Here is a 24,707-nt window from a genome sequence, read left to right on the forward strand (position 1 = left end):
CTTTTTGATTATTCCACTTTAAGCAAAGACGGACTATGACGGTTTGGAAGATTTGCTTTTCGAAGCTTGTTTTGCCTCTTTTCTTGCTTGACGATTTTGTTCGATACGCCATTCTCTTTCATAGTACTTCATGGCATCATAGACCCTTTCAGGAAGTCCTACATCTAGTAGAAAGATCGGGATAATTAAATCTGCTGACTGATGAAAAGGGAGAATCCTTCTCTTCAACAGAGCTAGAAAGGATTGGGATTTCACATTTTCCTTGTTTTTAAAATCAACTTCAATCCGATAAGAATCCCTATACTTCCCTCGAATCCGAGAGAAGGAAAAGTCCTCTACATCTGCCCAAGCGTAGAAATGACTAGGTTTCTTTGGATTTTGTTTGTAGTAAAACCCCTCGACAGTACATCTCAAATATTCCTTATCGGAACTTAACAGCCTGTATGTCTGATAAACGACTACTCCAGCACAAAAGAGGACAAGCAGTATTAATAACAGACTTATCGTATGAAGTTTAGTTCCCTTTTGCGAGTACGAATGGAGATAAGAGAGAGGCAGCAAGAAGAAAAGCACTGAAGCAAAGCCAAACAAGGTATTCCAAATGATTTTCTTGGGACTACGTTTAATGACTTTTTCTTCCATCATGCCAACTCACTTAGGTATTCATAGCGTTCGTATTTTTCAAGAAGTTCTTCGTTTTTCTCGTCTAGCTCTTTTTGAAGAGTCGCTAGTTTACCAAAGTCAGAGCCATTTGCCTGCATTTCTTCTTCAATAGCAGCAATACGATTTTCCAAGGCTTCAATATCCCCTTCAATGCTTCCCCACTCCTGCTTTTCTTGGTAGGTCATGCGTTTCTTGTCTTCACGGACCTTGACCACTTTCTCCTTTTCGGCCTTTTGCACTTGATTGGCCATCTCTGTTTCAAAGGCTTTTTCATCAAGATAGTCGGTGTAATGGCCAAAGAAAGTACGAATCTTGCCATTCTCAAAGTCGAGAATCTTGGTCGCTACCTTATCCAAGAAATAACGATCGTGGCTAACTGTCAAGACAGGACCTGCAAAGCCCTGCAAGAAATTTTCCAAGACTGTCAAGGTCGCAATATCTAGGTCATTGGTCGGCTCGTCCAAAAGAAGAACATTTGGTTTTTCCAAAAGCAATTTGAGGAGATAAAGGCGTTTTTTCTCTCCACCAGACAATTTCTCAATCAGGGTTCCATGCGTCGAACGTGGGAAGAGGAACTGCTCCAGCAACTCAGCGATGGAAGTCGTAGAACCACCACTGGTCTTTACCTCTTCTGCTAGTTCCTGCAGGTAATTGATAACGCGCTTGCTCTCGTCTAAGCCTTCGATTTGTTGAGAGAAATAGGCAATGCGAACCGTCTCACCGATGATAACTTGACCTTTAGTCGGCTCAAGACTCCCTGCAATGAGATTAAGCAGAGTTGACTTCCCGACACCGTTGTCCCCAACGATTCCGATACGGTCTTTGGCTTGCACCAAGAGATTAAAATTTTGTAATATCGGCTTATTCTCATAAGCAAAGGAAACATCTTTAAATTCGATGACTTTCTTCCCAATACGGCTAGTTTCAAAGTTCATGGTCAAGTCTGTTTCAACAACGCCACCTGAAACTTCCTTTTTCAAGTCGTGGAAACGATTGATCCGAGCCTGCTGCTTGGTCGCACGCGCTTGCGGTTGTCTGCGCATCCAGGCCAGTTCTTGTTTGTAGAGTTGTTCTTTTTTATGAAGGAGAGCGGCATCGCGTTCATCCTGTTCAGCCTTGAGGCGAACATAGTCCTGATAATTTCCCTGATACTCCGTCAAACCAGCTCGGTCCAACTCGAAAATTCGTGTTGACAACGCGTCTAGGAAATAGCGATCATGGGTGATAAAGAGAACGGTCTTCTTGGAATTTTTCAAAAAGAGGGTCAGCCACTCGATGGTCGCAATGTCCAGATGGTTTGTCGGCTCATCCAGTAACAAGAGGTCGTGGTTTCCCAGAAGAACTTGCGCCAACTGGACCCGTCTTCTCAGACCACCTGACAATTCACCAACTGGAGCCGACAAATCCTGAATACCCAACTTGCTAAGAACAGTCTTGACCTGACTTTCGATTTCCCAGGCTTGGAGAGAATCCATCTCTGCCATGACCCGTTCTAGACGAGCCTGCTTATCCTCACTATAGTTGAGTATGAGCAGTTCATATTCACGAATTAACTGGATTTCCTTGAGGTCGCTGGATAGGACTGTATCCAAAACCGTCTTGCTATCATCGAACTCTGGATCCTGAGTCAAGTAGCCAATCTGGTAATCATTTTTAGCTGAAAAAGGACTGACATCCCCATCAAAGCCTGAAACACCTGATAAAACATCTAAAAGGGTGGTCTTACCCGTGCCATTGACACCAATGAGACCGATTCTATCCAAATCATGGATTATAAAAGAAATATCTTTAAAAACGGTCTTGTCACCAACGGATTTACTTAGTTTTTCAACGATAAAATCACTCATTTTTTCTCCCTCAGGTAAGTATGAATGGCATCACGGTCATTCTCCAAGTCACCATCGACAATGGCAAACTCAATCTCTGTTAAAATCTCTCCCAAATCTGGACCTGGCTGGTAACCATATTCCTTGATTAAAATACCACCGTTAATCTGGATTTCTTTCTTGTCATGAATGGTCAAACTCTGGTAAGTTTCTGTGATAAGTTGGGGGTTGACCTCTTTTCCTTGGGCTTGACGAAGACGTTCAGCTTGTAGAAGGGAATCCAAGTCAAAGCGGTAACAATCACGCTTGCTCAATTCTCCCTTTTCACGCAAAGCCAAAATAGTCAGCAAATCCTGTACTTGCTTTGTAAATTGGCGTGAGGTCTTCCAATGCTTCAAAAATTGTTGAGCATCCTCAATTTCCAGTACCCACAAGAGAGCCGCCCAAGCTTGTTCAGAAGACTCAAAGGTGAAATCCGCCTCTAAATCAAACAATTTTTGGAGCTTTTCTCGACTGTCTGTCATATCAGGGAGGTAATCATAAGCTTGACTCTCAATCATAGAAAACAAGCCAACACGCCAAAAAGGTGCAAGCAAGAGTTTGTCAAATTCAACAAAGGTACGCTCCACAGAAATTTTCTCCAAGAGTGGCGTCAAGGTCTTCATCGCTTCAAAAGTTTCTGGCTCAAGTTTAAAACCGAGACTGGCCTGAAAACGAAAACCACGCATGATACGTAAGGCATCTTCATTGAAACGCTCACTAGCCACCCCAACCGCTCGCAAGACTTGGTTTTCCAGATCTTTGAGACCATCGAACAAATCGATGATTTCTCCTGTCTCATCCAAGGCAAAGGCGTTTACTGTGAAATCACGGCGCTTGAGATCTTCTTCTAGCGAGCGCACAAAGGAAACTGCACTGGGTCTGCGATAGTCTACATAGACATCCTCTGTCCGAAAGGTGGTTACCTCATACTCCTCGTCACCATCTAAGACCAAGACCGTTCCGTGCTCAATTCCGATATCGGCTGTGCGGGAAAATATCTGCTTGGTTTCCTCTGGATAGGATGAGGTCGCAATATCCACATCATGGATGGGACGATGGAGAATGGCATCTCGAACAGAGCCCCCAACAAAATAGGCTTCAAAACCTGCTTCTTTAATTTTTTCTAATACTGGTAAAGCCTTCTGAAATTCAGAAGGCATTTGTGTTAATCTCATAATAAGTGTTCTAATCCATAGACAAGCTCATGACGCTTGACAACTTCTTTGATTCCCAAATTGACCCCTGTCATGAAGGAGCTGCGATCATAGGAGTCATGACGGAGGGTCAATCCTTCTCCCTGATTGCCAAAGATAACTTCTTGATGGGCTACTAAGCCTGGCAAACGAACTGAGTGAATCCGCATACCTTCAAAGTCAGCTCCACGAGCTCCTGCAAGCAGTTCTTCCTCATCAGGCACACCTTGTTGGATAGACTCTCGAACTTCTGCTATCAACTCAGCTGTTTTAATGGCTGTTCCACTCGGAGCATCTTTTTTCTTGTCATGATGAAGCTCGATAATCTCCACATTTGGGAAATATTTGGCAGCCTGCGTTGCAAATTGCATAAGCAAGACAGCACCCAAGGCAAAATTAGGGGCTATCAAACCACCCAAATCTTGTTCACGGGAAAATGCTTTTAGTTCTGCAATTTCTTCACTAGTGAATCCTGTTGTTCCTACGACAGGAGCAAAGCCATTTTCAAGGGCAAAGCGCGTATTTTCGTAAGCAACGGCTGGTGTTGTAAAGTCTACCCAGACATCCGCTTCAAATCCAACCAAGGCTTCCTTATCATTGAAGACAGGAACCCCCTGCCATTCTGATTCAGACTCAAAAGGATCCAACACTGCAACCAAGTCCAAGTCAGGATCAGCCAAAACCATCTGACAAGCGGCCTGGCCCATCTTTCCCTTAAACCCAGCAATAATCACTCGAATACTCATAACTACTCCTGACTAAGATACAAAGGACGTTAGCTGCCCATGAAAAATAGGGAATGGCGCTGACTTTCCACGAAAGGCAAGACAGGCATCTTTTTTCAAGAGGCAGATAGTCCGTGTTCATTTTCTAAGATACAAAGTCTGCCCAGAACAATCTAGACAACTGGCGTATAGCTCAAGGCAATACTGCCTTCTCCAAGGTGGGTCCCAATGACACTACCAAAGCTAACAATTGGAATCTCAGAATTCACACCACTCTCAATCAAAAGCTGACGTAAATCCGCTGCCTTTTGAGGAGCGTTCCCATGAATGACTGTAATACGGTAGTCCTCATCTTTTGTCAACTCTTTGATGATTTCCACCAAACGTTTGGTTGCCTTCTTTTCCGTACGAACTTTTTCGTAAACTTCAATTACACCTTGGTCATTGAAGTAAAGAATGGGCTTGATACTGAGAAGATTTCCTAGGATGGCCGCACCATTTGACAGACGTCCTCCCTTAACCAAGTGATCAAGGTCATCTACTATGATAAAGGCGGAGTTATCAGCGATTTGAATAGCCAATTTCTCCTGAATCTGAGCAAAATCATCGCCCTGTTCTGCCCATTCAAAGGCACTCTCTACCATAAATCCTAGAGGGGAGCTTGTGATATGAGTATCTGGAAAGGCAATGGTCAAACCTTCATACTCGTCTAACATATATTGGATATTCTGATAAAAACCTGAAATCCCTGACGAAAGAAAGAGTCCCAAGACATGGGTATAGCCATCTTCTTTCAAGGAACTTAGAATCTCATCCAATTTAGCAATACTTGGTTGACTGGTCTTAGGCAATTCAGCAGACTGAGCCATTTTTTGATAAAATTCCTCAGCAGTCAGATTGACACTTTCGACATACTCTTCCCCATCAATATTGACAGGAATATCCAAGATAAATAGATTCTCTCTTTGCAGCGTCTTCTCCTCTAAATAGGCGGAAGAATCTGTAATGACAGCTAATTTCATGACTAAAACTCCAAATTGATCCCTGGAAGATCCAAGGCGATTTCTGTTACTTCATACGTCAAACGATTGAGCATGTTCAAACATGGACGTGCCAAGGTTTCGACTTCTTCTTGGTTAAATTCGCTTGGTTCGTTGACAATACGACCTTCCACATGGTTCACTTGGGAAATCGTCCCGCTGATGACAAATTTGTCAAAGACAATCATGAAACTCAAGATAACAACTAGCGAAGTTACTTGGTTTTCTTGGTCGTGTTGGAGTAACTGAAAGTTCACGTCTACCTTGGTTTCAGGAGCGCCATTTTCATTTTCCCATTCAAAGTTACGAGCATCATAGTGATACTGGCTAACAAATTCTTGTTCTCTTTTAAGATTCATTTTTCTCTCCCATTGCTACAATTTACTATGCAATTGTACCACATTTTTATCATTTCATCTAGTTTTTCTAGGCTTTAGTCAATTCCGATTTCATCTTTAACCACAGCAGCAATCGTATCTACATAGTAGTTGACTTCTTCTGTTGTTGGTGCTTCTGCCATGACACGCAAGAGGGGTTCTGTTCCACTTGGGCGGACAAGGATACGGCCGTTGCCTGCCATCTCTTCTTCCATCTTTTCGATGATGGCTTTGATAGCTGGTACTTCCATGGCTTTTTCTTTCATGGCATTTTCCACTCGGATATTGACCAATTTTTGTGGGTAAATCGTCACTTCTGATGCCAGTTGAGACAAGCTCTTACCTGTTTCTTTCATGATTTTGGTCAATTGGACAGCTGATAATTGACCATCACCAGTTGTATTGTAGTCCATCAAGATAACGTGACCAGACTGTTCACCACCAAGATTGTAGCCTGATTTTCTCATTTCTTCAACGACATAGCGGTCACCAACAGCAGTCACTGCCTTGTTAATGCCAGCACTCTCCAAGGCCTTATGGAAACCAAGGTTAGACATAACTGTTGTCACAATGGTGTTTTGAGCCAACTGGCCTTTTTCAGAAAGATATTTCCCAATGATGTACATGATCTTATCACCATCAACGATGTCGCCATTTTCATCAACAGCAATCAAACGGTCACTGTCTCCGTCAAAGGCCAAACCAATAGCTGACTGGCTTTCTTTGACTAGTTCTTGGAGAGCTTCTGGGTGTGTTGAACCAACATTCAAGTTGATATTAAGACCATCTGGTGTCTCACCGATAACTGTCAACTGAGCACCTAAATCAGCAAAAATCTGACGAGCACTCGTAGCTGCTGCACCGTTGGCTGTATCCAAGGCCACTTTCATTCCTTCAAGAGGAGTTCCAGTTGAAACAAGGTAGCCTTCATACTTACGTAAGCCTTCTGGATAGTCCACTAAGGTTCCCAAGCCCTCAGCACTCGGACGAGGAAGAGTGTCTTCTGTAGCATCAAGCAAGGCTTCGATTTCTGCTTCTTTTTCATCATCAAGTTTGAAACCATCCCCACCAAAGAATTTAATTCCATTATCAAGGGCTGGGTTGTGACTCGCTGAAATCATGACACCCGCACTAGCTCCCTCAGTTTTAACCAAATAAGCTACTGCTGGTGTTGCAAGGACACCCAGTTTGTAGACGTGAATCCCTACTGATAGAAGACCTGCCACCAAGGCAGATTCTAGCATTTCTCCGGAGATACGTGTATCACGTCCTACAAAGACTTTAGGAGCTTCCGTTTCATGTTGGCTAAGAACATAACCACCAAAACGTCCCAATTTAAAGGCCAATTCTGGCGTCAATTCTACGTTTGCTTCTCCACGGACTCCATCGGTCCCAAAATATTTACCCATTTTATTTATCATCCTTTTCTACTATTTTATTTAGTCCTGTTTAGACGAGTCTGGTTTCGTTTCTGAACTCGTTGAAGACGAACTGCTGGTTGAAGAGCCCGTTGACGAGGTCGCTGACGAAGAACTCGAGCTAGACGATACTGTCTTGGTTGTAATTTTCATTGTAGTGTCAAATGGCATAATGACGCTTGGTAAGACATTTCCATTTTTATCGACTGCTTGTAGAGGAACAGAAGCCGAATAGTTACCTGTTATCCGTTCACTCGTTGGCAAGATGGCAATGACACGATCTACTCTAGAGAGAGTTTCCTCGTCACTAATAACCGTTACTTTCTCATCTGACACAGTGACTGTATCAATTTTCACACGAGAATCAATCTGACTAGGGTCAATCTCTGACACAACGATTACATTATCTCGTTTTGCTTTTTTACCGACCTTCACTGTTATCTTTTGCGGTGTTGCAACAGCCGTCAAACCACTCGGTAAATTTTCAATGGTTAGAGGAACTTCGATGGTTCCTACACTAGCATTGGTTAAGTCAGCTTTGACCTTGAATTTCCGAGTGCTTTCCTGCATCTCGCTCGCTAATGCAACTCTATTTGATCCAGTTAGGAAGACAGTAACTTCAGATGTAAAACCACTGATAAAATACTGATCACTGTCATACTGAATATCGATTGGGACATTAAGGACCGTGTTGGTATAAGTTTCTGTCCGCACTTGTCTGGCACTGTTGCTATTCTGGTAGTTTGTAGAAGTCGCGTAGATAAAGAGGATGCAGGCGAAAAAGAAGGAAGAAATAATATAAAGACTATTTTTTCTCATGTTTCAATCCTCCTAGCAAACGCTCTTTCAGACCTTGTTTTTTCTCTGATGCTGGAAGCAAGATTCTTCTTAACTCCGATTCAAACTCTTCCAAGGTCAAATCATGCTTAAAGACTCCATTATAGGTGATTGAGATTCCACCTGTTTCCTCAGAAACCACAAAGGTAAGAGCATCCGATACTTCTGACAAACCAATCGCCGCCCTATGACGTGTTCCAAACTCCTTGGAAATTCCAGTATTTTCAGTCAGGGGTAGGTAGGCTGAAGTTACGGCAATCCTGTCTTCTCTGACAATGACCGCACCATCGTGCAAGGGTGTATTGGGGATAAAGATATTAATCAATAACTCAGAGGAAATTTTAGCATCTAGAGGAATCCCAGTTGAGATGTATTCCTGCAAGGTTCTCACACGCTGCACCGCTACTAGAGCACCAATCTTACGCGGACTCATGTACTCGACTGATTTGACAAAGGCACGAACCATTTGCTCTTCTGCACTAATAGGGGCATTGTAGAAGAAATCCGTAGCCCGGCCCAATCGTTCCAAACCAGTCCGAATCTCTGGTGAAAAAATAACCACCGCTGCGATAACCCCGTAAGTGATGATCTGATTGATCAGCCAGGAAATGGTCGTTAAACCAATCATATTGGACAGAATCTGACCTAAAATAAAGACCAGAACACCCCGCACCAATATCATGATTTTGGTCCCTGCAATCGCTTTGGTAAAATGATATAAAATATAAGTCACAATGAGAATATCAATCAGATTGGTGACTATTGTCCAAGGACTTGAAAACAAACTCGTCCAGTATTGCAAATTGGATAATTGTTGAAAATTCATCCCTGGCCTCCTCCCTGTCAAAACACTTTCCGTACTATTATACCATTTTCTGCTCATTTTTTCCCCATCCTACTTCATTTTAAATTAAGCAAAATTATGATAAAATAAACTGACTAGAAAAAACGAAGGAGAAATCATGTCTCAACTCTATGATATTACCATTGTAGGTGGCGGTCCTGTCGGGCTCTTTGCTGCCTTTTACGCCCACCTACGCCAAGCCAAAGTCCAAATCATCGACTCCCTTCCCCAGCTCGGTGGTCAACCAGCCATCCTCTACCCTGAAAAGCAAATCCTTGATGTGCCAGGTTTTCCAAACTTAACTGGAGAAGAGTTAACCAAGCGTTTGCTTGAGCAGCTAGATGGCTTTGACACACCTGTTCACCTCAACGAAACCGTTCTTGAGATTGAGAAACAAGATCAAGGATTTAGCATTATAACCAACAAGGGAAGACACCTGACTAAAACAGTCATCATTGCCATGGGTGGCGGTGCCTTTAAACCGCGTCCGCTCGAATTAGATGGCGTCGAAAACTATGAAAATATCCACTACCACGTTGCCAATATCCAGCAATACGCTGGTAAGAAAGTGACCATCCTTGGTGGAGGGGACTCAGCAGTTGACTGGGCATTGGCTTTTGAAAAGATTGCCCCAACTACCCTCGTTCACCGCAGAGATAATTTCCGCGCCTTGGAACATAGTGTGCAAGCTCTACAAGAATCATCTGTAACCATCAAGACACCTTTCGTTCCTAGCCAACTCCTTGGAGATGGAAAAACACTTGATAAACTGGAAATCACCAAAGTCAAATCAGATGAAACCGAAACGATTGAGGTGGACCACCTCTTTGTCAACTACGGCTTCAAGTCTTCTGTCGGAAATCTTAAAAAATGGGGTCTGGACCTCAATCGTCACAAGATTATCGTCAACAGCAAGCAAGAGTCTAGCCAAGCAGGTATCTATGCTATCGGCGACTGCTGCTACTATGAAGGTAAGATTGATTTGATCGCTACAGGACTGGGTGAAGCTCCAACAGCTGTTAACAATGCCATTAACTACATTGACCCAGAACAAAAAGTTCAACCCAAACACTCGACCAGTTTATAAGAAAAGAACCACGGATCAACTGATTCGTGGTTTTATAGTTCATCTGCTATTTTATTGATCTTTCTAAGTCTGTGGTTGACGCCACTTTTGGTCAGGGGATTGCTCAGGCTATCTGCCAACTGCTGGATAGAGTAGTCTGGGTGCTGAATCCGCAACTGCGCTACCTCTTGCAAATCCACGGGTAAATTTTCCAAACCCATTCTATCTTTGATTTTACTGATATTATTGATGGTCTTCATACTAGCAGAAACCGTTCGAGCGATATTAGCTGTCTCGGCATTATTAGCCCGATTGAGATCATTACGGGTTTCACGCAAAATCTTGACGCGCTCAAAATTATCACGCGCTTGCATGGCCCCAATCACGATCAAGAAATCCATGATGTCCTCTGCACGTTGAAGATAGGTAACTGCACCTTTCTTGCGCTCAATAACCTTGGCGTCCAGCAAAAACTGCTGAAGGAGAGAGGCTAGTCCTTGGGCGTGGTCCAAATAAACGGAACTGATCTCCAACTGGTACTTGCCAGACTCAGGATCTCGGATGCTACCATTTGCCAGAAAGGCCCCACATAAGTAAGCACGACCAGCCTCCTCATCTGCTAAAATATCGGGATCAATACCCGTCTCCAAACCAAAGAAGGAATCCGCAAGCCGCAAATCAGCTAAAAGCTCCTGCACCCTCTCATCAGTATAGACCGTGTAGACACGATTCTTGCGAAGATTGCTTCTCTGATGGTGACGAATTTCTGACTTGATCTCATAAAAATGGAGAAAGGATTCATAAAGGTGCCGAGCCAACTTGGCATTTTCGGTCACGACGGACAAGGTCAAGCCTGAAGTCGAGAGACCGATGCTACCAGACATCTTGATAATGGCCGATAGTTCATAACGACTGAGATGGTGTTGACCAAGAATTTCCTCTTTTACTGCAACTGTGAAACTCATTTTCTCACCTGTATAATGCGCATCAATTCATCTACAATCAAATCGCCATCATGGAAGGCTCCTCCATTTTCCAAACGAAGGAAGTTGGATGAAATCACACGAGGGACCTGCTTGCAAAGACCAGCAAAGTCATGCTCTACCTGAACCAAATATTCATCAAAACGGTTGGTATCCATGTATTCTCTAGGAACCTTCTCGATATTAACCAAGACCGTATCAATAAAAGGCCGACCTAAGTGTCGATGGAGGACTTCCACGTGGTCACTGTCTGAAAAGTGCTCTGTTTCCCCACGCTGGGTCATGATATTGCAGACATAGGCGATCTCTGCCTTAGTCTCCAAGAGTGCCTGTCCAATCTCCTCGATGACAATATTCGGCAAAATCGATGTAAAGAGGGAACCAGGCCCCAAGACAATCATGTCACTCTCGAGAATGGTATTGACTACTCGACGGCTGGCTTGGGGTGTCTCATCATCCAAGGTATTGGTCACATAGACATGGTCGATCATGCCTGGATGATCTGCAATGTGGCTCTCACCTGCCACCTCAGAACCGTCTCTAAAGACTGCATGCAGTGTCAAAGGCTGATCGCTTGAGGGGTAGATTTTTCCTGTTGTGTGAAAGAACTTACTGAGTAATTGCATAGCATTGTAGGTAGATCCTTGCATTTCAGAGAGCCCTGCTATGATGATATTCCCCAAGGGATGACCCGCAAAAGCTCCAGCCTCTTCTGAGAAACGGTACTGAAAAACCTTCTCATAAAACTTAGGCATATCCGACATGGCTACCAGGACATTGCGAAGATCGCCTGGTGGTGTCAGCTGTTGGATATTCTTTCTTAGTTCACCAGAAGAGCCACCATCATCAGCTACCGTTACGATAGCTGCGATATCAACATCCTTTTCTCGCAAGCTTTTCAAAATGACGGGGATACCTGTTCCTCCACCAATTACCGTTATCTTTGGTTTTCTCATGAACGGTTTACCGTTTCCTTTCTTCTGTCTTTGTCACGATGGCTTTCATTGACAGGCCAGTTTTTAGCAAGGTCCTCAGCTATGCGTTTGGCAAAGGCAACACTACGGTGTTGTCCACCTGTACATCCTACTGCAATGGTTAAAACAGACTTGCCTTCTTTTTTGTAACTTGGCAAAATGGGCTCAATCAAGGCGAGTAAGTGCTGATAAAAACTTTCAGACTCTTCATGATTCATCACATAGTCATAAACTGCTTGATCCTCACCTGTCTGATTACGGAGTTCAGGGAGGTAGTATGGATTTGGCAAGAAACGGACATCAAAGACCAAATCTGCATCGATTGGAATTCCATATTTAAAGCCAAAAGACATGACCTCGATACGGAAAGACTGGGCCTGTTCTTGGTCTGAAAATTGCTCAGCAATGGTTTTACGAAGTTCACGCGGAGTAAGTTCTGTCGTATCCACCACATTTTGGCTCATGTTTTTCAAAGGTGCCAAGAGCTCGCGCTCCAGCTTGATGCCGTCCAAAATCCGACCATCCGCTGCTAGAGGGTGACTCCGTCTGGTTTCCTTGTAACGGGCCACCAATTCCTTATCTTTTGCATCCAAAAAGAGAATTTTGAAATCCAAATCATCTTGGTTTTCCAATTCATCCAAAACGGCCTGAATCTCTGAAAAGAAGGAACGGCTACGCATGTCCACAACCAAGGCCAGTTTGTGGTCATCATCCTTGGTCTCTACCAACTGCAAAAACTTTGGCAAGAGGGCTGGTGGCATATTGTCAATAGTGAAATATCCCAAATCCTCGAAGGACTGAATGGCTACTGTTTTCCCTGCGCCACTCATCCCTGTCACAATTACCAGGTGAAGTTGTTTCTTTGTCATCTATCTCTCCTTATATCAAAAAAAGTTTGGCAGAGCCAAACTTCAACTAGCTTATCCAATCTCTGCGATCACTTCAATTTCGACTTTTACATCACGAGGAAGACGTGCAACCTCTACAGCTGAACGAGCTGGAAATTCCTCGTTAAAGGCAGTCTGGTAAACCTCGTTAAAAGGAACAAAGTCATTCATATCACTCAAGAAGCAAGTTGTTTTGACAACATGGTCAAAGTCTGTTCCTGCTTCAGCCAAAATAGCACCGATATTTTTCAAAACTTGTTCTGTCTGTTCTTGGATAGTCTCTCCTACAATTTCTCCAGTTTCAGGAGATAGGGGAACTTGACCGCTAGCAAACAAAAGATTACCAACGATTTTTCCTTGAACATAAGGTCCGATTGCTTTTGGAGCTTTGTCTGTATGAATTGTTTTTGCCATTTCTTTCCCTCACAATTTTTCTAATATTGCATCCCAAGCCTGATCCATCCCTGCCTTGCTGACAGATGAAAAGAGGATGAAGTCGTCACTTGGGTCAAAGTTTAATTTCTTTTTGATTGCTGATTCATGCTTGTTCCACTTACCACGGGGAATCTTATCTGCCTTAGTCGCAACGATGATAACCGGAATCTCATAATACTTGAGAAATTCGTACATCTGCACATCATCTGCTGACGGGTCGTGACGGAGATCCACCAGACTGACCACGGCACGGAGATTTTCCCGAGTGGTCAAATACTCCTCAATCATGCGCCCCCATTTTTCACGTTCCTTTTTGGAAACGCGGGCATAGCCATAACCTGGTACATCCACAAAACGCATCTTGTCATCAATGTTAAAGAAGTTGAGTAGCTGGGTTTTCCCAGGTTTTCCTGATGTACGGGCCAGATTTTTGCGGTTCAGCATGGTGTTGATAAAGCTAGACTTGCCGACATTTGAACGCCCTGCAAGGGCAATCTCTGGCAGGTCATCCTGCGGATAGTGGGACTTATTGGCCGCACTGAGCAGGATTTCAGCATTGTGTGTATTGATTTCCATAGTCACCTCTAGGCTGTTTCTAGGATTGGTTTTTCCGTTCCATCGACAGCTTCTTTCGTGATGCGGACCAATTTCACATTTTCCTGACTTGGTACCTCAAACATAACGTCTAGCATGGTTTCTTCGATGATTGAGCGAAGACCACGCGCACCCGTTTTGCGTTCGATAGCCTTATTGGCGATTTCTTGAAGGGCTTCATCGTCAAATTCCAACTCAACATCATCATAAGAAAGCAAGGTTTGGTATTGTTTCACCAAGGCATTTCTTGGTTCTTTCAAGATGCGAACCAAGTCATCGACCGTCAATTGCTCAAGAGCAGCAAAGACAGGCAAGCGTCCAATCAACTCAGGGATAATACCGAATTTTTGAATATCCTCTGCGATAATTTCTTGCATGTAGGAGCTGTTTTCATCAATCGCCTTGTTATTTTGGCCGAAACCGATGACTTTTTCACCCAGACGTTGTTTAACGATTTCTTCGATACCATCACAAGCACCACCCACGATGAAGAGGATATTCCTGGTATCTACCTGAATCATCTCTTGTTGTGGATGTTTGCGTCCACCTTGAGGTGGTACACTAGCGACAGTTCCCTCGATAATCTTGAGAAGGGCTTGTTGCACCCCTTCACCCGAAACGTCACGTGTGATAGAGACGTTCTCGCTCTTCTTGGCAATCTTATCAATTTCATCTACGTAGATAATCCCACGTTCTGCACGTTCGATGTTAAAGTCAGCAGCCTGCAAGAGTTTGAGGAGGATATTTTCCACGTCCTCACCTACATAACCAGCCTCAGTAAGAGCTGTTGCATCTGCAATAGCGAAAGGCACGTTCAAGCTCTTAGCCAAAGTCTGAGCCAAGAAAGTTTTCCCTGAACCAGTTGGGCCAATCATCAAGATGTTTGACTTCTGCAAATCCACATCTTCTGACTCTTCACGCGTATCGTGGAAATTGATGCGTTTGTAGTGGTTGTAAACAGCCACTGCCAAGGCACGTTTGGCACGATCTTGACCAATCACATAGTGGTTTAAGATATTGAGGAGTTCGATTGGTTTTGGTACTTCAGACAAGTCTGCCAAAACTTCCTCGGCCAACTCCTCCCGAATGATTTCCTGGGCCAACTCCACACATTCATTACAGATAAAGGCGTTGTTCCCAGCGATTATTTTCTTTACTTCTTCTTGGCTTTTGCCACAAAATGAGCAATAAACCATCATATCATTTTTCCTATTTGTAGGCATGATTTCCTTCCATTCTAATTTATCATTCTATCTAAAATAAGGTCATATAAAAAGCGTGGACACTGTTCACCAGATTGGTAAAAGCATTCAACCAGAGTAAAGCAGACAGTCCATAGCGCTTCTTACGAAAAGCCTGTGCTCCAGTCAAAATACAGATCACACACAAAAAAGCTGTAAAAAATCCAAATATACTGCGCTCCATTAGACTTCCTTTCTATCTCGGTATTCGATAGTAAAATCATAGTCGTTTTTCTCATCTCGGGTGTAAGATTTGCTTGCTACTGTCTCAAAACGAGACAAGTCAAACTCCTCAGGGAAATAGGTATCTCCCTCCACCTGAGCATGAATCTGTGTCACGATGATTTCATCTAAATAGGGCTCAAAAGCCTGAAAAATCTGTTTTCCGCCAAGGATATAGAGATTTTTTTCCTGACTCTGATACCACGCTAAAACAGACTCCACATCTTGAAATACGAGCGCCCCATCTATGACTTCTTCGCTATTGCGCGTTAAAATCAGGGTTTGCCGTTTTGGAAGCAGACGACGTCCCATGCCATCAAAGGTCACTCGCCCCATCAGTATAGCATGATTTAAAGTTGTTTCCTTAAAATGTTGCAACTCTGCTGGCAAATGCCAAGGGAGACGATCTTCCTTCCCAATCACACCTTTTTCATCTTGGGCCCAAATGGCTATGATTTTCTTTGTCATGCTTCCGTCCTTTTTATTGATACTACTATTTTATCAAAATTCTCCCAAAAAGACTGTTTTGAAACGCGCGCAAAAGAGAGAAAAGGAGCAGGCTTCATTTAGCCTGCTCCTCTCGTCCCTAGGACAAATATTTTTTTGCTTCTGATTCGATTTTTTCGACCACTTCTTGGATACTTAGTCCAGTTGTGTCAAGGTAAACTGCATCCTCAGCCTGTTTGAGAGGTGAGGTTTCACGATGACTATCCTTGTAGTCACGCGCCGCAATCTCTTCTTTCAACGTTTCAAGGTCTGTTTCAATCCCTTTAACAATATTTTCCTTGTAACGACGCTCTGCTCTTTCTTCAACAGAAGCCACTAAGAAAATCTTGAGTTCAGCTTGTGGTAAAACAACTGTCCCGATATCACGCCCATCCATGACGATACCACCTTGCTGAGCAATCTCTTGCTGGAGCGAAACCAGTTTCTCACGCACTTCAGGAATGGCAGCAATGCTTGAAACCTTGTTGGTCACTTCATTTTCACGAATCGGATGCGTAATATCAACATCCCCTACAAAAACAAGTTGCTCACCAGTTTCTGAACGACCAAAACTAATGGGGTGTTGGTTAAGAAGCTCGAGAAGTTGATCTACATTTCCTGCATCCAACTGGTGTTTGAGCGCTATATAAGTCGCAGCACGGTACATAGCACCCGTATCGAGATAAGTGTAACCAAAATCCTTAGCGACAATCTTTGCGACCGTACTCTTACCACTCGAAGCCGGACCATCGATAGCAATTTGAATTGTCTTCATGACCGACTCCTATCTTGTCTTAATCACATCACCTGGGTTGGCAAACCAAGATCCAGATGACATATGAGAAGGATTTAGAGCCTCTAGCTGGGCAATGGAAATCCCTGCACGTTGAGCAAGAGCTGCTTCTCCCTCTCCCGGCTGTACTGTAAGTGTTCCTTCACCCTCTGTATGTTCTTCCGAACTGCTCTCTGAAGGTGTTGATTCAGAAGAAGATGTTTCCTCTACCTTGCTACTTGAAGATGATGATGCTTCCACTTTAGAACTTGAACTTGTAGAAGGAGACGATGCATCATAGAAGTCCTTCAAAGATGAAGTACGATTGCTTCCTCCGGTTGATAGGTAAATCAATACAACTACCATCGCTACAACGATTACAAAGAAGAGGCTAGCTAGAACCGTCAAGACACGATTCGCAACAACGCCCTTCCCTTTTTGTTTCCGGTGTCGACGCTCTGATCTTGTCTCTTCCTCATTGTTTTCGTAAATATCTTCTTGCCACGGTTCTTTTTCCATACCTTACTCCTTGTTTTTTTTACATTTTCTTATTACAATATAAATATGAAAGTCACACTTATACCCGAACGGTGCATTGCCTGCGGGCTTTGCCAAACCTATTCTGAACTCTTTGATTACCATGATAATGGAATCGTTCGATTTTACGATGATCCAGTTGAATTGCAAAGAGAAATCGCTGAGACCAGCGATGTTCTGGAGGCCATCAAAAATTGTCCTACAAGAGCACTTCTAAAAGATCCATCGTAGGAAGCAGGGAATAAATATAATTGATTTTTTCTCATTTTTCCCACACCTACTAGTTTAGCATATTTCTAGGTAAAATTATAGTCTTTTTTGGTTATTTTTTCCTTCAATAATAGAAAGGTCACTTTTTTCTTTGACGAGATAGAGTGGTCTTTTTTTGGTCTCTAGATAAATCTTACTGATATACTTACCGAGAATCCCAATAGTCAGAAGTTGAATCCCTCCAAGAAAAAGAATGACAGCCATCAAAGAGGTCCAACCAGATGTCGGATTTCCCAAGATAAGAGTCCGAAACACTACAAAAACTGTCATCACAAAAGAAAGAAAACAAGATAGAAGTCCCGCTACAAAGGCTATACTCAAGGGAAAATCTGAAAAATTGAGAATTCCTTCAATCGAGTAGAAAAAGAGTTGTCTAAAACTCCAACTGGTCTTGCCAGCCTGTCGTTCAACGTTTGGATAATCAAGATAGTGCGTTTTAAAACCCACCCAGGCAAAGAGTCCTTTAGAAAAACGATTGGATTCGGTCAGTGTTAAAATAGCATCTACCACAGACCTTCTCATCATGCGAAAATCACGGACACCTGAGGGTAGAGCCACTGGGCTAATTTTTTGCATGAGGCGGTAAAAGAGGTCCGCACAGAAACTGCGGAAAAAGGGTTCTCCCTCCCGACTAGTTCTCCGTGTCCCAACACAGTCTATGTCTGCATTTTGGTCTAGTAAGGCTTTCATCTCAAGTAGCATACTAGGAGGATCCTGAAGGTCTGCATCCATCACGACCACCAAGTCTCCAGTTGCATGCTGCAAGCCTGCGTATAAGGCTGCCTCTTTCCCAAAATTTCGTGAGAATGAGACATAATGGACCGCAGGATTTTGCTCCCGATAGGCCTTCAAAAGCTCTAAGGTCCCATCGTTTGAGCCATCGTCTACAAAGACATATTCGACTTCTACTCCCAAGTCAGGAAGCAGCACTTCAACAGACTGATAAAAAAGAGGAAGTATTTCCTCTTCGTTTAGACATGGGACAATGATTGAAATCATCATCTTAGTATTCAAATCCATTTGGATGCTTGCTTTGCCAACGCCATGCGTCTTCACACATTTGGGTGATGTCGAGTTCTGCTTCCCATCCGAGCTCTGCTTTGGCTTTTGCTGGGTCTGAGTAGCAGGCAGCTATATCACCTGGGCGGCGTTCTACGATGCGGTAAGGAATAGGACGTCCCACTGCTTTTTCCATATTTTGGATAATTTCAAGAACGGAGTAACCTTTACCAGTTCCAAGGTTATAAATGTTTAGACCTGAACCTTTTTGGATTTTTTTCAAAGCTGCAACGTGACCTTTAGCTAAATCGACAACATGGATATAGTCACGAACCCCGGTTCCATCTTCTGTATCGTAATCATCTCCAAACACTTGTACTTGTTCTAGTTTGCCCACTGCTACTTGCGAAACATAAGGCAAGAGATTGTTTGGAATTCCGTTAGGATTTTCTCCCAAGTCTCCACTTTCATGCGCTCCGATTGGATTAAAGTAACGAAGCAAGACCACATTCCATTCTGAGTCAGCCTTGTAGATATCGGTCAAAATTTCCTCTAGCATGAGCTTGGTGCGACCGTATGGATTGGTCACTGAAAGTGGGAAATCTTCTAGGATTGGAACTGTATGAGGATCTCCGTAAACTGTCGCAGAAGAACTGAAGATGATGTTCTTACAGTTGTTCTCTTCCATGGCTTTTAAAAGGCTGACAGTTCCAGCGATATTGTTGTCATAGTAGGTAAGAGGGATACGTGTTGATTCGCCAACAGCCTTCAACCCAGCAAAGTGAATCACACCAGTCGGTTCTTCCTGCTTGAAAATATCTCTGAGAGTATCCGTGTCACGGATATCTGCCTCATAAAAAGGAATCTCAACTCCTGTGATTCTTTCAACAACTTCTAAACTTTTACGATTGCTATTGACAAGATTATCCACCACAACCACTTGATGACCTGCTTGGATCAACTCAATAACAGTGTGGGTTCCGATAAATCCAGCACCACCAGTTACCAAAATCTTTTCTTGCATCTTTTTTCCTCGATTCTCGGATTATTTTTTCTTATTTTATCATTTTTGATAGGGAATGTCATTTGACATCCTAAACTACCTGCTAAAATTTCAGTAAAATCTTATTCGCTTTTTACTCGTTTGACATAGTTTGCGATTGGGTAGTTTACTGGGTCCAAGGTCAACTCCTTGTCTTGGACCAGCTGGGCTAGATGGTAACCGATGATAGGACCCGTTGTGAGACCTGATGAACCTAGTCCACTAGCCGCATAGACACCTGCCAATCCTGGTACCTGCCCAAAGAAAGGGGAGAAATCACTGGTGTAGGCACGAATTCCCACACGATCACCCGATGATTTCGCTTCTGCCAAGGCTGGATAGTGAGGCAAGGCCGCATCCTCCATTTGTTGGAGCAAGGTTTCATCTACCGTCAAGTCAAATCCCATATCATTTTCGTGGGTAGCGCCCAAGGACAATTTCCCACCTGCAAAAGGGATCAAATCCCACTCCCCTTCTGGCATGACAACAGGGTATGATTCCATGTCTTGGGCAAGCTGATAATCTCGGAGTTGCCCCTTTTGGGGACGAACATCTACCTCATATCCTAAAGGTTCCAAAATGTCCCCCAACCAAGCTCCCGTCGCTAGAATAAGCTGATCAAACACCTCTTCGCCAATCTGATAGCCAGTTGCTAAAGGTGTCAGACTCACTTTTTCTTTGACCAGCTTGACTTGACTGGCTTCTAGCAAACGAGTCACTAATAGGTGACCATCCACCCGTGCCCCACCAGAAGCATAGAGCAGGCTGTCAAATCCCTGCAAACCAGGGAATAATTCATTTGCAGATGCTTGGTCTAAAATGGCTAATTGACCTATCAAGGGAGATTCTTCCCTACGCTGGAGTGCTAGTTCATAGAGTTCTTCTAACTTGGATTCATCCTTTTTCAAGAGAAAAACTCCCGAACGCTGGTAAAAATCAATTTCCTGACCAGACTTTTCTATATCAGCCAACAAATCCACATAAAAGTCAGCCCCCAAGCGCGCCATCTTATACCAGGCTTTATTGCGACGTTTGGAAAACCAAGGACTGATAATTCCCGCTGCAGCCTTGGTTGCTTGCCCCTTTCCATGGTCAAAAACGGTCACCTCTAAATCACTTTCTTTAGAGAGGTAGTAGGCAGCAGTTGCCCCTACAATCCCTGCTCCAATAATGGCAACTTTTTTCATTGTCTTCACTTCCTAACTAGATATGGTGGAAAGGATTGGTCGATGCTTGACTAGGTACAATATCAATAGTCCAACCCTTTTCTTCCTTCCATTGAGTAAGGAGTGCAGCAATTTTTTCCACAAAAAGCACTTCGATATAGTGGCCCGGGTCCAATGCCAGCAAACCATCAGACAGCATATCCTGTGCTGTATGGTAGTAGATATCACCAGTTATATAGACATCTGCTCCCTTTGCTAAAGCATCCTTATAAAAAGATTGCCCGCTGCCACCACAGATGGCCACTCTTGAAATGGGCTTCTGCAAATCACTCTCTTGATAATGCACCATTCGAAGACTATCTAGGCCAAAGACTTGTTTGACATGCTGGGCCAATTCCCCAAATGTCTGAGGCTGAATATTCCCAATCCGTCCAATCCCACGTTCTGAGCCAGTTTCCTGCAGATAAGTCGTCTCCTCAATGCCTAGCATCTGGCAGAACCAGTCATTTAACCCGTTATCAACAATGTCAATATTGGTATGGCTGACATAAACTGCGATGTCATGCTTGATCAGGTCGATGTAAATCTGATTTTGCGGACGGTTGGCTACCAAGTCCTTGATGGGACGAAAGATAGGCGCGTGCTTAACGATAATCAAATCCACACCCTTTTCAATGGCCTCTGCCACCGTCTCTTCTCGAATATCGAGGGCAACCATGACCCTTTGGATATCCTTGTCTAGAGTACCGATTTGCAGGCCACGACTGTCTCCCTCCATGGAAAATTCCTGAGGGCAAAAGGTTTCATAGCGTTTAATGACTTCACTTGCTAGCATGGAGTACCTCCTTGATGGCTTGAATTTTATCTACTAAAACTTGACGTTCTTCCATATTTTTTTCTGGAATTTGATCAAGGGCAAACTCTAACTTAGCTGCTTCTTTTTGCCACTTTTGAACGAAGACTGGGTTGGTTTCTTTGGACAAGAAGGGACCAAAGCGAACATCACTGGCTGATAGCTTCATTTGTCCCGCTTCTACAACTAGAATTTCATAAAACTTGCCTGCTTCTTCTAGGATGCTTTCTGCCACAATCTGAAAACCATTGTCTTGCAACCAAATGCGCAAGTCGTCTTCACGATTATTGGGTTGGAGGATTAAACGCTCTACATTAGCCAGCTTGTCCAAGCCTTCTTGCAATATGGTCGCAATCAAACGGCCACCCATACCAGCAATGGTGATAATAGAAACTTGGTCAGCCTCTTCAAATGCCGCTAAGCCATTGGCTAAACGGACTTGGATTTTCTCCTTTAGACCGTGAGCCTCAACATTTTTAACCGCAGACTGGTAAGGACCTTCCACCACTTCCCCTGCAATGGCGCTTTTGATTTGGCCTCTCTCAACCAAGTCAATCGGCAGATAAGCATGGTCACTCCCTACATCTAGTAAAATGGCACCTTGTGGCACAAAGGACGCTACCAATTCTAATCTCTTTGAAATCATCTTCTCTCACTTTCCAAAACTCTGTTACCTCTTATTATACCATATTTCAGCTAGCAATCTTGCACCTAAAAAGACCACAATCCACAGATTGCAGTCTTTCTTTATTTTCTAGCTTGGTAACGACTGGTTAGAATGAAAAGCACCGTAAATACCAGCATCATGGCCCCATAAACAGGTAACGTTTGTCCAGTTAAGGTCGAAATTTCAAGCAGTTTCTGGATTCTTGGGAAGAGAGCTGTGGCTAGGAAGCCTCCTACTGACCAAACAATCAAGAGGACACGCCAGAGGGTAAATGGCATGCAGGCTCTAAATACGGATAAGAAACCGATAGACCCAAGGAGATAATAAAGTAGGGTTGAGATTTCTAACTCTGACCAACCTTGACTACTTCCAAGTATTTTGACAAAGAGAACGCTGAAGACGACCATGAGAGCACTTGGTAGGGCACGAAGCATGGATCTTCTGAGGAAATTTGGTTCAACAGGTTTGATATTTCGCTCAAAAGTCAGAACGAATGGTGGGAAACCTTCCACGAATTGGTCGATCATGGTAATCTGGATTGGAATGAAGGGGAAAATCAAAATCCACTCAGACCGTCCTAGAAGAGCACTGGCGATACAGATGACAGCGAGCAAGAAGGAATAGATTGTCTTTATCAAGAAAATCGGTGCAATATGGGCAATGTTATTGACCACACGACGACCTTCAAAGAGAATCTCAGGAACATCATTAAAGTCAGAGTTCAAGAGAACCAGATTAGCAATCTGACGAGTCGCAGGATCTCCTTCAGCCATAACGATAGAACAATCTGCTTCGCGGAGAGCTAGGATATCATTGACACCATCCCCTGTCATAGCCGTTGTATGCCCTGCTTTTTTCAGGGTTTGGATGATGAGTTTCTTTTGATGAGGGGAAACACGACCAAAAATTGCTGTCTCTTCAGCCATAGCAACCAATTCCTCATCCGTTATTTTTGAACAGTCTACATAGCTGTGATAGTCGGCAAAACCAGCTTTCTGGGCAATGCTGGATACAGTGACCGGATTGTCACCAGAGATAATCTTGAGACCCACTTCCTGGGAACGGAGATAGTCTAGTGTCTCAGCTGCTCCTTCTCGAATGGGGTCCAAGATTTCCAGCAAGGCCAGGGCTTGAATGTCAGACGGTTTCTGTGGTTTGTGATAGTCTAGTTTTTCCTGACTGAGGGCTAAGACCAAGACACGTGACCCTCTCTCCAAGGCCTCTCTGGCTTCTGGAACTTCAGAGTCCAGCAACATCTCAGGTGCACCTAAGAAAACTGTCCCCAAGCCTTCCAATTCCATAGCTCCCCACTTGCGGTCGCTTGAGAAAGGAAGATTCGAGATCGCAGGATAGGCAACCTGTCCTTGGAAACGCTGGCGAATGGCTTGAGCTGTTGGATTTTTATCCTCACTATGAGCGATATAGCTAGTCAAAATTCTGGCAATAGCCTCATCACCATAAGTTTCCGTCAGAGGAAGAACAGCCTCCACCTGCATCTTTCCTTGGGTGATGGTGCCTGTCTTGTCCAGACAGAGCATATCCACGCGCGCCAAGGTTTCGACAGAGTACATCTCCTGCACCAAGACCTTTTTCAAGCCCAGCTTGATCACCGCAGTCAAGAGCGAAGTTATGGTCAAAAGGGCGATTCCCTTGGGCAACATACCCAAAAGGGCTGTTGACGAATTTACAACAGATGACTTGAGGGGTAAGCCTTTTAAAATCAAGGCTTCTAACAAGAGAGCTAGACCAAAGGGAATGATAATCTTCCCAGTAAAACCAGCTAGCTTGTCCAGCGATTTCATGATACGGGAATTGATCGGTTTCACAGTCTTAGCTTCCAGCATGAGTTTGGAAGCATAGTTGTCTGCCCCGACATGGTGAACTTGAGCCAAAACTGCGCCACTGGCTAGGAAACTCCCTGATAAAAGCAAGGCATCCACTTCTTTTTGCACCAAATCACTCTCACCCGTCAACATGGCTTCATTGACTTCCGCAAATCCTTCCAGAACCAGAGCATCACTAGGGATTTGCTCTCCAGCAGACAGACGAATGACATCTCCTAGAACCAACTCTTCTGGATCGAGAGCAACTTCTTGACCATCACGGATGGTTTTGACCTTTTCCTTGGTCATGAGATTGAGCTTGTCCACCATATGTTTGGCCCGTAGCTCAGTCACAATCCCAGAAAAAGCGTTAAAGCAGATAACGGCAAAGAAGACCAGATTGCTCCAAGCCTGCACAAAGGCCAGCGCTAGGGCAATAACAAAGTTTAATGCGTTAAAAAGTGTAAAAACATTTCGTTTGAAGATTTGCCAAGTACTGGTACTGGCCGACGCGGTAAAGTCATTGACCAAACCTTGAGCCTGTCTTTCCTTGACTTCTCTTTGGGTTAATCCCATAATCTTTTTTTTATCCATAAATTCTATCATATCATTTTTTTTAAAAGAATTCTAATCCCATCTAAAACTGTTGGCTGATAACTGAAAAAGTTTGCCAGCAGTCTTTTGATAAGGTATAATAATAAAAGCAATACAATAGAAGGAGATCT

General features: G+C 43.6%; 26 protein-coding genes. 2 read left to right on the top strand and 24 right to left on the bottom strand.

The genetic code is table 11. The features are described from left to right. Positions 1-33: 33 nt before the first annotated feature. From BWR56_RS06810 to cdaA, 9 genes are all read right to left on the bottom strand, one after another. Positions 34-645 carry a hypothetical protein gene (locus BWR56_RS06810; protein WP_076984708.1) on the bottom strand — a complete coding sequence of 204 codons (612 nt, stop codon included), beginning with the start codon at positions 643-645 and terminating at the stop codon, positions 34-36. Further along, positions 642-2,510, bottom strand: coding sequence for an ABC-F family ATP-binding cassette domain-containing protein (locus tag BWR56_RS06815; protein ID WP_049505299.1), 1,869 nt, complete (start codon positions 2,508-2,510; stop codon positions 642-644). Before BWR56_RS06815 ends, BWR56_RS06810 begins: the two co-directional genes overlap by 4 nt. Continuing rightward, positions 2,507-3,706, bottom strand: a complete 1,200-nt coding sequence (locus BWR56_RS06820; protein WP_076984709.1) for a CCA tRNA nucleotidyltransferase — start codon at positions 3,704-3,706, stop codon at positions 2,507-2,509. The genes BWR56_RS06815 and BWR56_RS06820 overlap by 4 nt, the downstream gene beginning before the upstream one ends. Next, positions 3,703-4,470, bottom strand: a complete 768-nt coding sequence (gene dapB, locus BWR56_RS06825) for a 4-hydroxy-tetrahydrodipicolinate reductase (RefSeq protein ID WP_076984710.1) — start codon at positions 4,468-4,470, stop codon at positions 3,703-3,705. Before dapB ends, BWR56_RS06820 begins: the two co-directional genes overlap by 4 nt. Positions 4,471-4,622: 152 nt before the next feature. Further along, on the bottom strand, positions 4,623-5,471 hold the full coding sequence (locus tag BWR56_RS06830; protein ID WP_049505296.1) for a DegV family protein: 849 nt from the start codon (positions 5,469-5,471) through the stop codon (positions 4,623-4,625). Positions 5,472-5,473: 2 nt separating this feature from the next. Continuing rightward, positions 5,474-5,848: a DUF1149 family protein gene (locus BWR56_RS06835; RefSeq protein ID WP_049505295.1), complete on the bottom strand. Its 375-nt coding sequence runs from the start codon at positions 5,846-5,848 to the stop codon at positions 5,474-5,476. Positions 5,849-5,922: 74 nt separating this feature from the next. Then, a complete protein-coding gene (glmM, locus tag BWR56_RS06840) occupies positions 5,923-7,275 on the bottom strand; it encodes a phosphoglucosamine mutase (RefSeq protein WP_049505294.1) in 1,353 nt (450 codons plus the stop codon). 30 nt (positions 7,276-7,305) lie between these two features. Further along, positions 7,306-8,103: a CdaR family protein gene (locus BWR56_RS06845; RefSeq protein ID WP_049505293.1), complete on the bottom strand. Its 798-nt coding sequence runs from the start codon at positions 8,101-8,103 to the stop codon at positions 7,306-7,308. Next, positions 8,090-8,947 (bottom strand): diadenylate cyclase CdaA, encoded by an 858-nt coding sequence (cdaA, locus tag BWR56_RS06850; RefSeq protein WP_049505292.1) that lies wholly within the window; start codon positions 8,945-8,947, stop codon positions 8,090-8,092. Before cdaA ends, BWR56_RS06845 begins: the two co-directional genes overlap by 14 nt. 136 nt (positions 8,948-9,083) lie before the next feature. On the opposite strand from cdaA, the gene BWR56_RS06860 reads away from it, so the two are divergent. After that, positions 9,084-10,052, top strand: coding sequence for an NAD(P)/FAD-dependent oxidoreductase (locus BWR56_RS06860; RefSeq protein WP_076984711.1), 969 nt, complete (start codon positions 9,084-9,086; stop codon positions 10,050-10,052). A 32-nt stretch (positions 10,053-10,084) separates the two neighbouring features. Here BWR56_RS06860 and whiA read toward each other — a convergent pair whose 3' ends face one another. The 9 genes from whiA to BWR56_RS06910 form a co-directional block, all read right to left on the bottom strand. Continuing rightward, a complete protein-coding gene (gene whiA, locus BWR56_RS06865) occupies positions 10,085-10,996 on the bottom strand; it encodes a DNA-binding protein WhiA (protein ID WP_049505290.1) in 912 nt (303 codons plus the stop codon). After that, positions 10,993-11,970, bottom strand: coding sequence for a YvcK family protein (locus BWR56_RS06870; protein ID WP_049505289.1), 978 nt, complete (start codon positions 11,968-11,970; stop codon positions 10,993-10,995). The genes whiA and BWR56_RS06870 overlap by 4 nt, the downstream gene beginning before the upstream one ends. Next, complete coding sequence (gene rapZ, locus BWR56_RS06875; protein ID WP_000163046.1) at positions 11,967-12,857, bottom strand: RNase adapter RapZ; 891 nt, start codon at positions 12,855-12,857, stop codon at positions 11,967-11,969. Before rapZ ends, BWR56_RS06870 begins: the two co-directional genes overlap by 4 nt. Positions 12,858-12,908: 51 nt before the next feature. Continuing rightward, positions 12,909-13,289, bottom strand: coding sequence for a RidA family protein (locus BWR56_RS06880; protein WP_001140423.1), 381 nt, complete (start codon positions 13,287-13,289; stop codon positions 12,909-12,911). Positions 13,290-13,298: 9 nt separating this feature from the next. Further along, positions 13,299-13,886 (bottom strand): ribosome biogenesis GTP-binding protein YihA/YsxC, encoded by a 588-nt coding sequence (gene yihA / locus BWR56_RS06885; RefSeq protein ID WP_000405196.1) that lies wholly within the window; start codon positions 13,884-13,886, stop codon positions 13,299-13,301. 8 nt (positions 13,887-13,894) lie between these two features. Further along, positions 13,895-15,127, bottom strand: a complete 1,233-nt coding sequence (gene clpX / locus BWR56_RS06890) for an ATP-dependent Clp protease ATP-binding subunit ClpX (RefSeq protein WP_076984712.1) — start codon at positions 15,125-15,127, stop codon at positions 13,895-13,897. A 201-nt stretch (positions 15,128-15,328) separates the two neighbouring features. Next, positions 15,329-15,835: a dihydrofolate reductase gene (locus BWR56_RS06900; protein ID WP_000162310.1), complete on the bottom strand. Its 507-nt coding sequence runs from the start codon at positions 15,833-15,835 to the stop codon at positions 15,329-15,331. Positions 15,836-15,953: 118 nt separating this feature from the next. After that, entirely contained in the window at positions 15,954-16,628 is a 675-nt protein-coding gene (gene cmk / locus BWR56_RS06905; RefSeq protein ID WP_076984713.1) for a (d)CMP kinase, read from the bottom strand. Positions 16,629-16,637: 9 nt separating this feature from the next. Beyond that, positions 16,638-17,144: an SAG1386/EF1546 family surface-associated protein gene (locus tag BWR56_RS06910; RefSeq protein WP_076984714.1), complete on the bottom strand. Its 507-nt coding sequence runs from the start codon at positions 17,142-17,144 to the stop codon at positions 16,638-16,640. Between the two features lie 45 nt (positions 17,145-17,189). Here BWR56_RS06910 and BWR56_RS06915 point away from each other — a divergent pair, with 45 nt between their 5' ends. Next, the gene (locus BWR56_RS06915) at positions 17,190-17,393 is read left to right on the top strand and encodes a ferredoxin (RefSeq protein WP_002874767.1); all 204 of its coding nucleotides are present in this window, start codon (positions 17,190-17,192) and stop codon (positions 17,391-17,393) included. A gap of 75 nt (positions 17,394-17,468) precedes the next feature. Here the strand turns inward: BWR56_RS06915 and BWR56_RS06920 are convergent, their stop codons facing one another. From BWR56_RS06920 to BWR56_RS06945, 6 genes are all read right to left on the bottom strand, one after another. Then, complete coding sequence (locus BWR56_RS06920; protein ID WP_076984901.1) at positions 17,469-18,434, bottom strand: glycosyltransferase family 2 protein; 966 nt, start codon at positions 18,432-18,434, stop codon at positions 17,469-17,471. A gap of 1 nt (position 18,435) precedes the next feature. Next, positions 18,436-19,455: a UDP-glucose 4-epimerase GalE gene (gene galE, locus BWR56_RS06925; RefSeq protein WP_049505285.1), complete on the bottom strand. Its 1,020-nt coding sequence runs from the start codon at positions 19,453-19,455 to the stop codon at positions 18,436-18,438. Positions 19,456-19,556: 101 nt separating this feature from the next. Then, entirely contained in the window at positions 19,557-20,660 is a 1,104-nt protein-coding gene (locus BWR56_RS06930; RefSeq protein ID WP_076984715.1) for an NAD(P)/FAD-dependent oxidoreductase, read from the bottom strand. 16 nt (positions 20,661-20,676) lie between these two features. Continuing rightward, complete coding sequence (locus BWR56_RS06935) at positions 20,677-21,474, bottom strand: Nif3-like dinuclear metal center hexameric protein (protein WP_076984716.1); 798 nt, start codon at positions 21,472-21,474, stop codon at positions 20,677-20,679. Next, entirely contained in the window at positions 21,461-22,138 is a 678-nt protein-coding gene (locus tag BWR56_RS06940; RefSeq protein WP_076984717.1) for a tRNA (adenine(22)-N(1))-methyltransferase, read from the bottom strand. Before BWR56_RS06940 ends, BWR56_RS06935 begins: the two co-directional genes overlap by 14 nt. Before the next feature lie 101 nt (positions 22,139-22,239). Beyond that, a complete protein-coding gene (locus BWR56_RS06945) occupies positions 22,240-24,576 on the bottom strand; it encodes a cation-translocating P-type ATPase (RefSeq protein WP_071851222.1) in 2,337 nt (778 codons plus the stop codon). Positions 24,577-24,707 lie beyond the last annotated feature (131 nt).

The sequence above is a fragment of the Streptococcus oralis genome, from assembly GCF_001983955.1.
GTDB lineage: Bacteria > Bacillota > Bacilli > Lactobacillales > Streptococcaceae > Streptococcus > Streptococcus jiangnanensis.